General features: G+C 71.6%; 12 protein-coding genes. 3 read left to right on the plus strand and 9 right to left on the minus strand.

Going from position 1 to position 14,756, the window contains the following annotated elements; translation table 11 throughout:
- Positions 1 to 24 precede the first annotated feature (24 nt).
- Both greA and J2Z30_RS40875 read right to left on the minus strand, forming a co-directional pair.
- Positions 25 to 522, minus strand: a complete 498-nt coding sequence (gene greA / locus J2Z30_RS40870) for a transcription elongation factor GreA (protein ID WP_020868807.1) — start codon at positions 520 to 522, stop codon at positions 25 to 27.
- A gap of 188 nt (positions 523 to 710) precedes the next feature.
- The gene (locus J2Z30_RS40875; protein ID WP_044570767.1) at positions 711 to 1,115 is read right to left on the minus strand and encodes a DUF4307 domain-containing protein; all 405 of its coding nucleotides are present in this window, start codon (positions 1,113 to 1,115) and stop codon (positions 711 to 713) included.
- A 97-nt stretch (positions 1,116 to 1,212) separates the two neighbouring features.
- Here J2Z30_RS40875 and mca point away from each other — a divergent pair, with 97 nt between their 5' ends.
- Both mca and J2Z30_RS40885 read left to right on the plus strand, forming a co-directional pair.
- Entirely contained in the window at positions 1,213 to 2,085 is an 873-nt protein-coding gene (gene mca, locus J2Z30_RS40880) for a mycothiol conjugate amidase Mca (protein WP_044570764.1), read from the plus strand.
- Between the two features lie 7 nt (positions 2,086 to 2,092).
- Positions 2,093 to 2,353: an RAMP4 family protein gene (locus J2Z30_RS40885; RefSeq protein ID WP_037950756.1), complete on the plus strand. Its 261-nt coding sequence runs from the start codon at positions 2,093 to 2,095 to the stop codon at positions 2,351 to 2,353.
- Positions 2,354 to 2,471: 118 nt separating this feature from the next.
- On the opposite strand, the gene J2Z30_RS40890 is transcribed toward J2Z30_RS40885, so the two are convergent.
- The 4 genes from J2Z30_RS40890 to J2Z30_RS40905 all read right to left on the minus strand — a co-directional run bounded on the left by J2Z30_RS40890 (position 2,472) and on the right by J2Z30_RS40905 (position 8,851).
- Entirely contained in the window at positions 2,472 to 5,750 is a 3,279-nt protein-coding gene (locus tag J2Z30_RS40890) for a tetratricopeptide repeat protein (protein ID WP_209469050.1), read from the minus strand.
- A gap of 159 nt (positions 5,751 to 5,909) precedes the next feature.
- Entirely contained in the window at positions 5,910 to 6,983 is a 1,074-nt protein-coding gene (locus J2Z30_RS40895; RefSeq protein WP_044570762.1) for a hypothetical protein, read from the minus strand.
- Positions 6,984 to 7,059: 76 nt separating this feature from the next.
- Positions 7,060 to 7,632, minus strand: coding sequence for a TIGR03086 family metal-binding protein (locus tag J2Z30_RS40900; protein WP_044570761.1), 573 nt, complete (start codon positions 7,630 to 7,632; stop codon positions 7,060 to 7,062).
- A 256-nt stretch (positions 7,633 to 7,888) separates the two neighbouring features.
- Positions 7,889 to 8,851 (minus strand): helix-turn-helix domain-containing protein, encoded by a 963-nt coding sequence (locus J2Z30_RS40905; protein ID WP_044570759.1) that lies wholly within the window; start codon positions 8,849 to 8,851, stop codon positions 7,889 to 7,891.
- Positions 8,852 to 9,238: 387 nt separating this feature from the next.
- Between J2Z30_RS40905 and J2Z30_RS40910 the strand changes: the two genes are divergently transcribed.
- A complete protein-coding gene (locus tag J2Z30_RS40910; RefSeq protein ID WP_044570757.1) occupies positions 9,239 to 11,272 on the plus strand; it encodes a thioredoxin domain-containing protein in 2,034 nt (677 codons plus the stop codon).
- 425 nt (positions 11,273 to 11,697) lie between these two features.
- On the opposite strand, the gene J2Z30_RS40915 is transcribed toward J2Z30_RS40910, so the two are convergent.
- The 3 genes from J2Z30_RS40915 to trhA all read right to left on the minus strand — a co-directional run bounded on the left by J2Z30_RS40915 (position 11,698) and on the right by trhA (position 14,546).
- The gene (locus tag J2Z30_RS40915; RefSeq protein WP_107073305.1) at positions 11,698 to 12,336 is read right to left on the minus strand and encodes a TetR/AcrR family transcriptional regulator; all 639 of its coding nucleotides are present in this window, start codon (positions 12,334 to 12,336) and stop codon (positions 11,698 to 11,700) included.
- Positions 12,333 to 13,676: an MFS transporter gene (locus tag J2Z30_RS40920; protein ID WP_078956693.1), complete on the minus strand. Its 1,344-nt coding sequence runs from the start codon at positions 13,674 to 13,676 to the stop codon at positions 12,333 to 12,335. Before J2Z30_RS40920 ends, J2Z30_RS40915 begins: the two co-directional genes overlap by 4 nt.
- A 168-nt stretch (positions 13,677 to 13,844) precedes the next feature.
- Positions 13,845 to 14,546: a PAQR family membrane homeostasis protein TrhA gene (gene trhA, locus J2Z30_RS40925; RefSeq protein WP_044570749.1), complete on the minus strand. Its 702-nt coding sequence runs from the start codon at positions 14,544 to 14,546 to the stop codon at positions 13,845 to 13,847.
- Between the last annotated feature and the right edge of the window lie 210 nt (positions 14,547 to 14,756).

Raw genomic sequence — 14,756 nt, forward strand, 5'->3', positions numbered from 1 at the left:
CGGCCGGGGCTCCCCACTGGGCGTTCAGCCCTGGTACGGCTTGGCCTCCAGGATTCGCACCGAGGCGGTGCGGCCGTTGGGCAGCTCGTACTCCGCGTCCTGGCCGACCTTCTTGCCGTTCACACCCGAACCCAGCGGGGACTGCGGCGAGTAGGTCTCGACGTCCGCGCTCGCGTACTCACGGGAGGCGAGCAGGAAGGTCAGGGTGTCGTCGGGGTCGCCGTCGAAGGCGATGGTGACCACCATGCCGGGGGCGACCACGCCGGTGTCCGCGGGTGCCTCGCCGACCTTCGCCTGCTGCAGGAGCTGCGTCAGTTGACGCACTCGGAGTTCCTGCTTGCCCTGCTCCTCCTTGGCGGCGTGGTAACCCCCGTTCTCCCGGAGGTCACCCTCCTCCCGGGCAGCCTCGATCTTCTTCGCGATCTCGACACGTGCGGGACCCGACAGGTACTCCAGCTCTGCCTTGAGCTGGTCGTACGCCTCCTGGGTCAGCCAGGTGACGTTCTCGCTGGTCTGGGTCACAGGTGCTCCTCGTCGGTACTGGGAATACAAATGAACGCCCTACTCAGAAGGGTGCGCCTTCGTAGCCGGGCGAAACCACGAGCCTAACAATTCCGGCAAGAAACGGGGAGGAGGGAACTGGGCGCAATGCGCAGGAAACGCGTCAGCGCTGGTCAGATCGGGGCAGGCGCCCGACACGTCCAGTTCGATTATCGAACAGGCTCGCAGTCGATCAACTCGGCGCTGGTCGCCCGGACCGTGGTCCGCACGGTCACGACCTTGACCATGTCCTCCTGAGGCTGGCCGAAGGTGAAGTCCTTCCGGCCCACCTCGTCGTGGTACTTGTCCAGGGTACGCACCGTGCAGACACCGGTCGCGTCCTTGTCCTTGGTGATCTCCAGCCGGACCTCGACGGCGTCGTCGGCGACCACCTTGAAACCGGTCAACCGGCCGCTGACGTCCTGACCGGCGATGTAGTCGTACCCGAACCACGCGATCAGGGCCAGCAGCCCGGCACCGAGTACCGCGCCGACGATCTTCAGCGTCCGGTCGGCACGCGCGTCCGCGGACCGGCCGTAACGCCCGTCGGGCAGCCCCTCGCGCACCGCGGCCATGGGCGTTCCTCCTGCTGGGGGAGACATCGGAATTATTCGTCTCCGGTTTAGGTCACTATAGAAGCCGTCTCCCACGACGAATCACTGAGGATCGAACTTGACTGAGCAGCTGCGTTTGATGGCCGTGCACGCGCACCCGGATGACGAGTCGAGCAAGGGCGCGGCCACCATGGCCAAGTACGTGTCCGAGGGGGTGGACGTGCTGGTCGCCACCTGCACAGGCGGGGAGCGCGGCTCCATCCTCAACCCCAAGCTCCAGGGTGACCCCTACATCGAGGAGCACATTCACGAGGTCCGCGCCAAGGAGATGGACGAGGCGCGCCAGATCCTCGGCGTCAAGCAGGAGTGGCTGGGCTTCGTGGACTCCGGACTGCCCGAGGGCGATCCGCTGCCGCCACTGCCCGACGGCTGCTTCGCACTGCAGGACGTGGAGGCCGCGGCGGAGCCCCTGGTGAAGCTGATCCGCACGTTCAGGCCGCAGGTGATCACCACCTATGACGAGAACGGCGGCTATCCGCACCCCGACCACATCATGACCCACAAGATCTCGGTGGTGGCCTTCGAGGCGGCCGGTGACCCCGAGAAGTACCCGGAGGCGGGGGAGCCCTGGCAGCCGCAGAAGCTCTACTACAACCAGGGCTTCAACCGGGCGCGCACCGTGGCGCTGCACGAGGCGCTGCTGGCCCGCGGGCTGGACTCGCCGTACGCGGAGTGGCTGGAGCGTTGGAAGACCTTCGGGCGGCCCGAGCGCACCCTGACCACCTATGTGCCCTCCGCCGACTTCTTCGAGATCCGCGACAAGGCGCTGATCGCGCACCGGACGCAGATCGACCCCGACGGCGGCTGGTTCCGGGTGCCCATGGACATCCAGAAGGAGGTCTGGCCCACCGAGGAGTACGAGCTAGCGAAGTCGCTCGTGGACACTTCCCTCCCCGAGGACGACCTCTTCGCGGGCATCCGCAACAATTGAGCCCATGATGAGCGCCACCAGCACCCTCGCCATGACGCATCTCGTCCCGCTCGCCAAGGACCTGGACGAGAACAAGGTGACCCCGGGCGTCCTCGGTTTCATCGTCTTCGCCGTGATCGGCGGGGCGGTGTGGCTGCTGATGAAGTCCATGAACAAGCACATGAAGCGGGTGAACTTCGAGGAGGCGCCGGAGGAGCCCGGCAAGGCTCCGGCGGCTGCCTCCACCGAAGGTGCCAAGGGCGCCAAGGGCGAGGAGCGCACGGCCTGACCCCTGGCCGGGCCTGACCGCGTGTCCCGCGAGCGGGACCCCACGCCCGGTCACGACCCGGCCGGATCTCGGCGCCGCAGACGATCGACGGCATCTCGACGCACTTCCAGCGGAGCGCTCAGGCGCGGGGCCGGTCCGGCAGCACGGCCATGACCTCGCGCGAGTGGCGGCTCGGCACCATGCCGAGCTGCCATGCCTGCCACCCCGTCTCCGGCTCGACGCCGCGCTCCAGCACCAGCGCGAACGCCTCCGCGCACCCCTCCAGCCGGGAATCGCCCGCCGTGCCCTCCTCGCGCATCTCCCGCAGCAGCTCGGCCAGCTCCTCCTGGGCCACCGCCGTGCCGATCACCGAGCCGCCCGCGGAGGCGAACGGCAGCAGGGTGCAGCGCAGGAAGCGGGCCCAGGAACGGCCACGCCGGTCGCCGTACCCCGCGAACAGCTCGGCCGCCTCGTCCACCAGCTCCAGCGCCTGCGCCGCCTTGCCGTTTCCCGCGTCGATCACCGCCAGCTCGACACAGGACCATGCCTCGCCATGGGCCACGCCCACCCGGCGGAAGTCCTGCCGCGCGTCCTGGAGCAGCTGCCGGGCGAAGCCGCTGTTGCGCAGCGAGCCCGTCTGCGCCGCCCGCAGATCACGGGTGACCCGCGCCGAGTGATGCCGGGCACACGCCAGCCCGTACACATCCCGCATCCGGCTGAACATCGTGCGGGCCCGCTCCAGCTCGCGCACCGCCGAGTCGTGGTCGCCGCGCTCCTCCAGCGCCTGGCCCAGGTAGTACAGCGTCCATGCCTCGCCGCGCGCGTCCTCGTTCTCCCGGTGGCGGGTGAGGGCCTGGCGCAGCTGGTCGACGGCCGCCGACTCCTCCCCGGCCACCAGCCGGGCGCGGGCGAGCTGGGTGAGCGCCCATGCCTCACCGCGCTGATCATGGGTGCGGCTGTAGGCGTCCAGGGCGTCCCCCAGCTCGGCCTCGGCGCGCGGCACATCGCCCATCCGCAGACATGCCTGGCCGAGCTGGAAGTGCGCCCACGCCTGGCCGTGCAGGCTCTCGCTCTCCATATGCAGCTCCAGGGCCTCGCCCAACAGCTCCAGCGCCTCGGCCAGCCCGCCGCGGTCCCGCTCCACCGCCGCCAGGGCGTGCATTGTCCAGGCCCGGTCGCCGCGCAGCTCCTCGGCCCGCTGGAGCTCCAGCGCCTCGCGCAGCTTGGCCGCGGCCTCCACCAGATTGCCCTGGTGGTGCAGGGTGATGCCGAGACTGCACAGGGCACGGGCCGCGCCCGCCTGATGCCGCGCCTCGAAATACAGGTCCACCACCGAGGAGAGCGTGGTGCGGGCCTGGTCCAGCTCGCCCAGCTGGCGGGCCGCGATACCGGTGCGCCACTGCACGGACCGCATCAGCAGCCCCTGGTCGACGGCCTGGGTGAGCTCGCTGATCTCGCCCAGCCGGTAGAGATCGCCGCGCAGCAGGCAGTAGTCACACAGCGCGCCCAGGAGGTGCAGCACCGCGGACTGGTCCACGCCCTCGGCATGGCGCAGCGCGGCGGTGATGAAGCTCGATTCGTCGTCCAGCCAGCGCAGCGCCGCGTCCAGCGAGGCGAAGCCATGGGCCGCGCCCTTGCCGAAGATGTCGGCACGGGTGGAGGTCTTGCCGTCGACCAGCCGAATCACCGAGTCCGCCAGCTCGGCATAGCTGCGGATCAGCCGCTCCTGCGCGGCGGTGCGCTGCTCCGGCTGCTCCTCGTCCAGCAGCCGGGCATGGGCGAAGGAGCGCACCAGGTCATGGAGGCGGTAGCGGCTGCCGCGCACATGCTGGATCAGCCCGGCCCGGCCGAGCGCCTCCAGATGGCGGCCGGCCTCCTGCTCATCGGCGTCCAGCAGCGCCGCGGCCGCCGCGCCGCCCAGGCTGGCCCGCCCGGCCAGCGCCAGCCGGCGCAGCAGCCGCCGGGCGCCCTCCTGCTGGTCGGTGTAGCGCAGCCACAGGGTGCGCTCGATCGCGCCCACCGGGCCGTACGCCTCAAGGTCGGCGACCAGGGCGGCGGGGGAGCGGGGGCCGAGCGAGGAGCCCGCGATCCGCAGCGCCAGCGGCAGCCGCCCGCACAGCTCGGCGATCCGCTCCACGGACTGCCCGTCGTAGGGGCCCGCGCCGGTGGGCTCCTCGGCGGAGGCCCGCAGCAGCTCCTCGGCGCCCGGCTCGTCCAGCGGGCCCACCTCGATCCGGTGCACCCAGGCGGCGAGGTCGTCCGGCAGGCCGAGCGGAGTGCGCGAGGTGATCAGGACCAGGCCGTCGGACCGCTCGGGGATCAGCGTGCGCACCTGCTCGGCGTCGCGGGCGTCATCGAGCACGATGGTGACCGGCAGCCCGGTCAGATACTGGTGATACAGCTCGGTGAGCCGTCTGATGTGCTGGTCCTGCGAGGAGCGCTCGCGGAAGAGCAGCTGGTCGCGGGGTGCGCCGAGCCGGTTCAGCAGATGGAGCAGCGCGTCGCGGGTGGGCAGCGGGGCCTGCTCGGGGCTGTCGCCGCGCAGATCGACCAGGCACGCGCCGCGGAACTCGTCGCGCAGATGGTGGGCGGCCCGCACGGCCAGCATCGTCCGGCCGGAGCCCGGCGGTCCCTCCAGCACCACCACCGTGGGCTTGGTCTCGGTGGACGCGCGGGCCTGCCGCACCCACTGCGCGATCTGTGTGATCTGCGCATGGCGCCCGGCGAACGGGCCGTCCGCCTCGGGGAGATGGGCGAAGGACTGCTCCAGCACGGTGCGTCTGCGGGCCGCCTGGCTGCGGTCCGCGCCGCGCAGCTTCGGCTGCCCGGTGGCGGAGGCGGAGCGCTTCGCCGAACCGCCGCCCTGGCGGGTGGCGGCCGTGGTCATCCGGTGCTGGTCGATGAACGGCCGGATGCCCCGCACCTCGACCGCCGTGAGCCACTGAAGCCGCAACTGCTCGGCGCCACCGGGCTGGTTGCGCAGCGCGGCCTGGCGGTGGGCGGCCGGCCAGTGGCTCGCGGTGAGCTTGACCACGGCGGCGGCCGACCCGGCCACGGCGGCCGTGACCCCCGCGCCCAGCGCCGTGCCCGCCGAGGTGCCATACCCGAGATCCGCGCCGAAGGCCGCCACCGCGGCGACCGCCGCGGCCAGCGCCGGGGTGCCCAGCTGCCCGCGCGACAGCCGGACGGAGAGCGGTCTGCTGCCCGCGTCCGACTCGTCCAGCGCGCGCACATACGCCCCGTACTCCTCCGCGGCGGTGGCGGTCATCTCGTCCAGCGCGCCGCGCGCCCGGCTGAGCAGCACCCCGCCGTCGGTGCGCCCGCCCGAGCGGCGCACCTCCTCCTCCACGGCCCGCGACAGCAGCCGCTCGACTTCCGTCCGGTGGCTGTCCCGCAGCACCGCCAGTGACGCCGGCATGGTGATCCCCCTCCTGCAGCAGTGCCCTCAGTCTTCCGTTTCTGGCTCCTATCCGGCAGTCCTGTGGATAACTCCCCTGTGGATAACTTCGCCGGTCTCGCCGGGTGGGGGAGGATGGGCCCGAGCGCGCCTCGCCGTCCGCTGGGAGCGGCTACCGGCTCAACCGGTCTTGACGGGGGTCAGGGTGAACCCGTCATTGGGCTTGCCCGCGAGGAACTGGGCCAGCCCACCGCTGAGCGCGTACTTCGCCCCGCCCGGTCCCACGGTGACGTCGCTGGTGATGGGGTCCTTGACGGTGTCGGTGACGCTCACCGTGGCTTCCTTCCAGCCGTCGCGGGGCCTCACATGCTGGACCTTGGCGGGCTTGCCGGTCAGCAGACCGCTGCTGACCGCCGTGATCGACCCGTCCTTCAGGAGCTCCATGCCGGCCGGCGGGGACGACAGCGGCTTGTCGAGCTTCACCTTCCGCGCCTCTTCGGGATTGTCGACGGGCACCCGTACCAAGGAGCCGTCGGCCATGGAGATGATCAGCTGGTTGCCCTCCACCCACTCGACCGCTGTCATGCCGACATCGTCGAGGAAGTCGGGAATGTTGAGCTTGCCCTGGATCAGGTCGTTCTGCAGGAAGACCTTGGCGCGGCCCCGCTTGTCGATGCGGAACACCGTCGGGGTCAGCTCGTCGACGGCGTACGTGGTGCCGTCGGGCGCCACCGCCACGTCGGAGATCAGGTGCTTCTTGCCGTCATTGGTGATCGCGGTCAGATCGACGCACCAATCCTGCTTCCCGGTCTTCAGGTCGTAGCTGCCCACACCGGCGACCTTGAAGGGGTTGTCCTTGTCGGAACGGTCGGCGACGCCGTAGTCCGCATTGCTGACCATGATGCGGTTCCGTTCGCGGTCGACCTTGACGGCCTGCGGCGACACCAGTGCCGGGTCGTCGATGTGGGTGCGCACCTTTCCGTCCGGACCGAAGGCGGTGACTTTGCCTTGCTTCAGCGAGGCGGCGAAGAACGTCTTCGACCGCGGGTCGTAGTCCAGGGAGTGCGGGAACACGTTCGGGCCGTCGGCCTTGATGACGCTGGGTGTCGCCTGCTCGCTCTGCTCGGCCTGGGTCTGGGTCCGCTCGGCGCCGGATCCGGCAGAGGAACCGCTCGTGGCCATCGCCGTCCCCGTGGCCGCGGCGGCGACGAGTGCCGCACCTGCGATGGCGATCTTCAGCTTCGTCTTCTTCATTGTCCCTGTTCCTCTTGAGTGTTGGGGTCGGTTTGAGTGTTGGGGTCGGTCTGTACCGCGGTGAGCTGTATGGAGGTCACTTGGTGATGTCGCGTCCGAGCAGGGCGGCCAGCCGGTCGAGCGCGGGGGCGTTCTCCGGAACGGGCCGGGACGGCGCGAACGGAGCGCCCGGCCCGGACGGCAGCTGTGGGATGAGACCGCGGGCGAACTCGATCTCCCGCTCGACCGTGGCGTCATCGAACAGGGCCTTCTGGCCGATGGCCTGGGCCAGATCCCGGCCGTGCACCAGGTGCTCGATGGTCTGCAGACGCAGCGCCACAGCGCCGGGCACCTCACCGATCGGGGCCCGCACCGTGCGCTCCAGCGCTCCCGGCCCCTCGAAGGCGGCCACCAGCGCGGCGGCCGACGTCCGGAACGTCTCCTTGAGCGCTTCCGGAGCGGGGTCGGCATCGAGCGCCGGCCAGGGCGGCTCCGCCCCCATTGCGACGGCGAACGTGTGCTGTCCCGCCACCAGATGGTCGACCAGTTGCTGGACATTCCAGCCCGTGCAGGGCGTGGGCGCGCTCCACCGCTCCTCATCCACGGCCTCGACCAGGTGGGCGACGGTGTCCATGACCTCGGCGAAAGCCGCGACGGGTGTGGTGGACATGGGGAACCTCCGGGAGGGGTGAAATTCAGGGTGAACGTGGGATGAAATGGGATGAGAGAGGAATGCGCGCATTCGCCCGTCGCGTGGCAGCGTCAGCGGCGGCAGGAAGGCGGCAGGAAGGCGGCAGGAAGGCGGCAGGAAGGCGGTATGACGGGCCCCGCGGCACTCTCCGCCGAACTCGGGCGGGGGCTGCCGAGTGATGTTCAGGCGTGGCGCTCTGAGCAGACTGTGGTCTTCCGGTTGCCGGACGGCCGCATCAGGAGCGCACGGGAGGAACGGCGCGTGCGGGGGCGTCGGCGGCCGGGTGGGCGGTTGCCGACAGGTCTGTGGCGGAGCGGGTGGTTGCCGACATGTCCGCGGCGGGCTGGAGGGTCTGGTTGAGCAACTGCAGTGCCGCCTGGGCTGCGGAGCCGGGCGCCGCCGTCGTCACCACCAGCCGGATCCCCTGCCCCCGGGGCACCGGGAGCGAGTGCTGCAGTACGTCCAGCTCCCCGACCATCGGATGGCGCATCCGGTATTCGGCCATGTCCCAGGCGCGCACCCGGTGCTCGGCCCACAGCGTGGCGAACTGCGGGCTGCGCATGGTCAACTCGCCGATGAGGGAGGCCAGATGCGGGTCGTCCGGGTACTCGCCGACCGCCTGTCGCAGTTTGCCCACCACGTCCCGTGCCTTCCTGGGCCAGTCCACGTACAGGTCCCGCGTGTGGGCGTCCAGGAATACCAACCGGGCGGTGTTGGGCCGCGTGGCCGCCTGATCCGGGCTGTCCGGGGCCAGGTGTCCGGCGAACAACGCATGCCCGGCGCGGTTCCACGTCAGGATGTCCGAGCGTCGGCCGACGACGACCACGGGTGAGTCCCCGAAGGCGTCCACCAGTTGGCGCACCGCCGCGGTGACACGCTCGGCGGGGAGCCGGCGGCGGCGCTGCCGGGCATCACCGGACAAGGTGTGCAGGTGGTGCCGCTCCGCGCCATCCAGCCGCAGCGCCGTGGCCAGCGCGTCGAGGACCTGCGGCGAGGCGTTGAGCGACAGCCCCTGTTCCAGCCGGATGTAGTAGGCCACGCTGACACCGGCCAGCTGAGCCAGTTCCTCACGCCGCAGCCCCGGCACCCGCCGCCGGTCGCCGTAGTCCGGCAACCCCACGTCTGCCGGTTTCAGCCCCGCCCGGCGCGTGGACAGGAACTCGCCGAGGAGGGACTTGCCGTGCGTTGTCTCGTCCATGCGACCGAGTATCGCGAGGCTCTCCACATCTAGCCTGCCCCTGCGAGTAGCAGACACGGAGTCGCGGGCGCACGTGGCGTCGCCTCCGGCCTCACGGGAGTCGCCGCGGCGCGTGCTGCCGGTACGAGACGGCGCCGGTCCTCGCCGTCCGCGAGACCGTGTCCGCTGTCGGCGAGACCGTGCCCGCCGTCCGCGAGACCATGCCCGCCGTCGGCGAGGTGCGGTCTGGAAGGCGGCCGGTCGCGCTGCTTGTATGTCTGGGCGTTAAGCGATCCCGCCGCCACCGCGGACTGTTGCGGCGGGAGGTGCGCCCGAGACTGTCCGGGAGCCCTGACTCTCGGCCTGGTGTGCTGGGCCGGGCGGTCCGGAGCGTGCGACGATGCCGGTATGAATCGCCTGGCCAGCTCCCAGTCGCCGTACCTGCTGCAGCACGCCACCAACCCCGTGGATTGGTGGCCGTGGGGGGAAGAGGCGTTCGCGGAGGCGGAGCAGCGCAACGTACCCGTACTGTTGTCGGTCGGCTACTCCGCGTGTCACTGGTGTCATGTCATGGCGCACGAGTCGTTCGAGGACCAGGCGACCGCGGACTATCTCAACGCCCACTTCGTCTCCGTGAAGGTCGACCGCGAGGAGCGGCCGGACGTCGACGCCGTGTACATGGAGGCGGTGCAGGCCGCCACCGGCCAGGGCGGCTGGCCCATGACGGTCTTCCTGACCCCCGAGGCCCAGCCGTTCTACTTCGGCACGTACTTCCCGCCCCGCCCCCGGCCCGGGGCGCCGTCCTTCCGGCAGGTGCTGGAGGGGGTGAGCGCCGCCTGGTCGGACCGCCGCGACGAGGTGCGGGACGTCGCCGGCCGGATCGTGGAGGACCTGTCCCAGCGCGGCGGTATCGCCCTGGGCTCGGACGCGCCGCAGCCGCCCGGCGAGGAGGATCTGCACAGCGCGCTCATGGCCCTGACCCGCGAATTCGACGCCGCCCGCGGCGGGTTCGGCGGTGCGCCGAAGTTCCCGCCGTCCATGGCGCTGGAGTTCCTGCTGCGCCACCATGCCCGCACCGGCTCCGAGGGCGCGCTCCAGATGGTGTCGGCCACCTGCGAGGCGATGGCCCGCGGGGGTATCTACGACCAGCTCGGCGGCGGTTTCGCCCGCTACTCCGTCGATGCCACCTGGACCGTGCCCCACTTCGAGAAGATGCTGTACGACAACGCGCTGCTGTGCCGCGTCTACGCCCACCTCTGGCGGGCCACCGGCTCGGACCTCGCACGCCGTGTCGCCCTGGAGACGGCGGACTTCATGGTCCGCGAGCTGCGCACCGCACAGGGCGGTTTCGCCTCCGCGCTGGACGCCGACAGCGACGACGGAACCGGCAGGCATGTCGAGGGCGCGTACTACGTGTGGACCCCCGAGCGGCTGGGCGAAGTGCTGGGGGAGGCCGACGCGGAGCTCGCCGCCGGGTATTTCGGCGTCACCCGGGAGGGCACCTTCGAGCACGGGGCCTCCGTGCTCCAGCTGCCCGACGGGGAGCGGCTGACGGATGCCGCGCGCGTCTCCTCCGTACGGGAGCGGCTGCTGGCCGCCCGGGAGCTACGGGCCCGCCCCGGCCGCGACGACAAGGTCGTCGCGGCGTGGAACGGGCTGGCCATCGCCGCGCTCGCCGAGACCGGTGCCTATTTCGACCGCCCCGACCTGGTGAACGCCGCGACCGAGGCCGCCGAGCTGCTGGTGCGCATCCACATGGACCAGCGCGGGCGGCTGGCCCGCACCTCGCTCGACGGCACCGCGGGCGGGCACGCGGGCGTGCTCGAGGACTACGGGGATGTGGCCGAGGGCTTCCTCGCGCTGTCCGCCGTCACCGGGGACGGCGCGTGGGTGGAGTTCGCCGGGCTGCTCCTGGACACCGTGCTGAGCCGGTTCACCGACGAGGACGGCACGCTGTTCGACACCGCCGATGACGCCGAGACGCTCATCCGCCGCCCCCAGGACCCGACGGACAACGCGGTGCCGTCCGGCTGGACGGCCGCCGCCGGGGCCCTGCTGTCCTACGCCGCCATCACCGGCGGAGCGCGCCATCGGGAGGGTGCCGAGCGCGCCCTCGCGGTGGTGCGGGCCCTCGGCCCCCGGGCGCCCCGCTTCATCGGCTGGGGCCTGGCCGTGGCCGAGGCCCGGCTCGACGGGCCGCGCGAGGTGGCCGTGGTCGGCCCTGGCGGCGACCCGGCGACCCGCGCCCTGCACCGCGCCGCGCTGCTCGCCACCGCCCCCGGGGCGGTCGTCGCGGTCGGCGAGCCCGGCTCCGGCGAGATCCCGCTCCTCCAGGACCGCCCCCTCCTGGAGGGCCGCCCGGCGGCCTACGTCTGCCGCGGCTTCACCTGCGACGCGCCCACGGCCGATGTCGAGGCCCTGACGGCCAAGCTGGGCGGCTGACCGGGGGCGGGACCGAACCCGCCGACGTACGGTACGTGGGCCCGGGGCGGGGACGCTGCCGGGCCTGGGGCCGGTCCGGAGCCGCGACGGCGCCGGGGTCCGGGCCCGTGATGGGGCGGGGGTCCAGGCTTGTGATGGGGCTGGGGTCCAGGCCGGTCCGGGGCTAAGGGGTGTCCGGCGGATCGTGACGCCTGCGGCGCGTAGGGGAAAGATCCGCCGGACACCCCTTAGTCCGGAGCCGCGGCGGGGCTGGCTGCGTCCGGGACGGGACGGGGCGGGACGGGGCGGGGACTGCGGCCGCGACGGTGCCGGTCCGGAGCCGCGACGGTGCCGGTCCGGGGCTAGTCCGGGGTTGCGGCGGGGCTGGTCGCGTCCGGGGCGGGGCCGGGCCGGAGTCGGCGCGGGGCCGGGGTGCCGGTCCGGGGCTACAGCGGGAGGCCCTGGGACAGCATGTTCAAGGCGCGGTCGATGCTCTCCTCCATGGCCGCCAGCGCCGAGTCCTCCGCCGCGCCCTGGTCGGCGCAGTGGAAGAGCGCTTCCTGGAGAACGCCGAGGACGGCTCCGACCACGACGCGCACCTCGAAGTCCTCCGGCGACCGGTCGCTGCGCTCGGCCAGGACCTCGGCGAGCAGGGCGCCGGTCCGGGACATGCTCTCGCTCATGCGGGCGCGCAGCCCCGGTACCTGGCGGATCAGGGTGAGGCGGACCAGCATCTCCCGCCGCTCGTCAGCGGCGAACTGCCGGAACAGGTCGAGCAGGACACGCCGCAGCGAGGCGACCGGCGGTTCGTCCAGCGGCCGGTCCCGGAGCGCGGCGAGCAGGACATCGTCGTACTCGTCGGAGAGAACGATGTCCTCCTTGGTGGGGAAGTAGCGGAAGACGGTGCTGGGGGAGACGTCGGCGGCCTCCGCGATGCGGTCCACCGGGGTCGCGTCGTACCCCTGCTCGGTGAACAGCCGGTAGGCGGCGCGCCGGATCGCCTGCCGGGTCTGGATCTTCTTGCGTTCGCGCAGCCCGAGCTTGGGCCGTGCGGACGTCGTACGTGCGGAAGCCATGGATCTCATTGTCGGGCATCGGCGGTCTCCTGGACCATGGCGCCTTGATCAGCGGGGACCGTACGGGGCAGGAGGACCGCGACCAGTACCGCCGCCGCGAGGGAGGTGAACGCGGTCACCAGGAGGGCCACGTCCATGCCGTGGACGAACGCGGCGTCCGCCGACGCGGCGAGATGCGGATCGCCGAGCCGCCCGGCCACCGCGTGGGCCGCGACCACCGAGCCGTCCGCCGCGTCGGCTGCGGCGGGCGGCAGCCCGGTGGTGTCGAGCCGGGTGCGGTACGCGTCGGCGAGCAGGCTGCCGAGCAGGGCGACGCCGATGGTGCCGCCCACTTGGCGCAGGGTCATGAGCAGCCCGGAGCCGGTGCCTTCGCGGTCCCGGGAGAGGGCGCCGAGCGCCGCGTCCATGGCTTGGACGACGCCGAGGCCGAAGCCGAGTCCGGTGATCGTGAGCCAGGGCGCGGTCATGCCGTAGCCGTCGCCCATCTCGGTACGGGAACCGAGGAACGCGGCGGCGGCGCTCACCAGCAGCCCGCCGCTGATGACGGGCCGGGGGCCGAAGCGGGCGGCGAGCGGGGTGGCGGCGCGGGCCGCCAGCAGGAGTCCGGCCATCATCGGCAGCAGCCGCAACCCGGTGCCGAAGGCGTCATTGCCGAGGACGGCCTGGAGGTACTGCGGCAGGACGAACAGCAGTCCCAGCAGCGAGAAGCCCACCAGCGTGATGGCGACGGCGTTCCACAGGAACGCGGGCCGGAACAGCAGCCCCAGGTCCAGCATCGGCCGCACCGACTGCCGCTCGCGCAGGGTGAGCCCGGTGAGCAGGGCGACGGACGCGGCGAAGGCGGTGAGGATCAGCGGGTCGGTCCAGCCCCGGGACGGGGCCTCGATGAGGCCCCAGACGAGCGCGATGAGCCCGCCGACGCTCAGCGCGGTGCTGACGAGGTCGATCCTGGGGGCCGCCGGGTCGCGGGTTTCGGGGAGCAGGAAGAGGCAGGCCAGGATGGCGATCGCGACGAGGGGAATGTTGATCAGGAAGATCGATCCCCACCAGAAGTGGTCGAGGAGCCAGCCGCCGACGAGGGGGCCGAGCGGCATGCCGAGCCCCATCGCGGCGCTCAGGGCCGCGATCGCCCTGGACCTCTCGCCGGGGCCGAAGAAGGTGGGCAGGACGGCCATGGACAGCGGCATGACCAGCGCGGCGCCCGCCCCCATGACCAGGCGCGCGGCGATGACCGGGGCGGGGGTGGAGACCAGCGCTCCGATGAGCGCCCCGGCCAGGAAGATCAGCAGACCGGTGATGAGCAGGCGGCGGCGGCCGAATCGGTCGCCGAGGAGGCCCGCCGGAAGCATCGCGGTTCCGGACGTGGGTCCGGGGCAGCGGACATGGCACACCTCCGAGAGTTACCGTCAAACGACAGTAACTCTCAAAAGATGTGGACTGTCAATCGGGAGTGTCTATCGGGACCGTCCGTCGGGGCCGTCCGTCGGGGCCGTCCATCGGGATCGTCCATCGGGTGATCAGGCGTGCTGATAGGCCACCAGGGAGATGCCGACGTAGTGCACGACGAAGGCGGCCAGTGTGAAGCTGTGGAACACCTCGTGGAAGCCGAACCAGCGGGGTGAGGGGTTGGGGCGCTTGGTGCCGTAGATCACCGCGCCCACGCTGTAGAGCAGCCCGCCGACGACGATCAGCGTCATCACGGCGATGCCGCCGGTGCGCAGGAAGTCGGGCAGGAAGAAGATGGCCGCCCAGCCCAGCGCGATGTAGCACGGGGTGTACAGCCAGCGTGGGGCGCCGACCCAGAAGACCCGGAAGGCGATTCCGGCGAGCGCTCCGGCCCACACCAGCCACAGCAGCAACTGCTGTTTGCCGTGTGGCAGGAGCAGCAGTGTGAAGGGCGTATAGGTGCCCGCGATGATCAGGAAGATATTGGCGTGGTCCAGCCGCCGCAGCACCGCGGCGGTGCGCGGTCCCCAATTGCCGCGGTGGTAAAGGGCGCTGGTGCCGAACAGCGCACAGGCGGTGAGCGTGAAGATGGCGCAGGCCAGCCGCCCGCGCGGACTGTCGGCGAGGGCCGTCAGCACCACCCCGGAGACCAGGACCGCGGGAAACATGCCGGCGTGCAGCCAGCCGCGCAGCATCGGCTTCAGGGGGAGCGGCGGGGCCGCTTCGGGCCCTGGGGGATTCTCAACGGCGGCATCGGGCGCGGCGGCAGTCATGGCGCTCATGCTACCTACGCCACCGTAAGTTACCGGTCCATGTCGAGTGGTGATGGTCACCAAGGCGCCCACTGGACAGATGGCCCGTACAGTCGGATGATCAAATGAGCGCGGTCGGCACCGGATGAGCTGAGCATCCGGGTCGCAGCCCCCAAGGGGTAGCTGTCTCCATAAACGGATATGAGTGCACATATCCGTCCAAACCCTCAA

The sequence above is a fragment of the Streptomyces iranensis genome, assembly GCF_017874715.1.
GTDB lineage: Bacteria > Actinomycetota > Actinomycetes > Streptomycetales > Streptomycetaceae > Streptomyces > Streptomyces iranensis.

What these genes read in the sequence shown, in the direction of transcription:
- J2Z30_RS40875 (WP_044570767.1), bottom strand. Translation starts at nt 1,115, where the DNA reads ATGGCCGCGGTGCGCGAGGGGCTGCCCGACGGGCGTTACGGCCGGTCC.
- J2Z30_RS40885 (WP_037950756.1), top strand. Translation starts at nt 2,093, where the DNA reads ATGAGCGCCACCAGCACCCTCGCCATGACGCATCTCGTCCCGCTCGCC.
- J2Z30_RS40890 (WP_209469050.1), bottom strand. Translation starts at nt 5,750, where the DNA reads ATGCCGGCGTCACTGGCGGTGCTGCGGGACAGCCACCGGACGGAAGTC.
- J2Z30_RS40895 (WP_044570762.1), bottom strand. Translation starts at nt 6,983, where the DNA reads ATGAAGAAGACGAAGCTGAAGATCGCCATCGCAGGTGCGGCACTCGTC.
- J2Z30_RS40900 (WP_044570761.1), bottom strand. Translation starts at nt 7,632, where the DNA reads ATGTCCACCACACCCGTCGCGGCTTTCGCCGAGGTCATGGACACCGTC.
- J2Z30_RS40905 (WP_044570759.1), bottom strand. Translation starts at nt 8,851, where the DNA reads ATGGACGAGACAACGCACGGCAAGTCCCTCCTCGGCGAGTTCCTGTCC.
- J2Z30_RS40910 (WP_044570757.1), top strand. Translation starts at nt 9,239, where the DNA reads ATGAATCGCCTGGCCAGCTCCCAGTCGCCGTACCTGCTGCAGCACGCC.
- J2Z30_RS40915 (WP_107073305.1), bottom strand. Translation starts at nt 12,336, where the DNA reads ATGAGATCCATGGCTTCCGCACGTACGACGTCCGCACGGCCCAAGCTC.
- J2Z30_RS40920 (WP_078956693.1), bottom strand. Translation starts at nt 13,676, where the DNA reads ATGCTTCCGGCGGGCCTCCTCGGCGACCGATTCGGCCGCCGCCGCCTG.
- trhA (WP_044570749.1), bottom strand. Translation starts at nt 14,546, where the DNA reads ATGACTGCCGCCGCGCCCGATGCCGCCGTTGAGAATCCCCCAGGGCCC.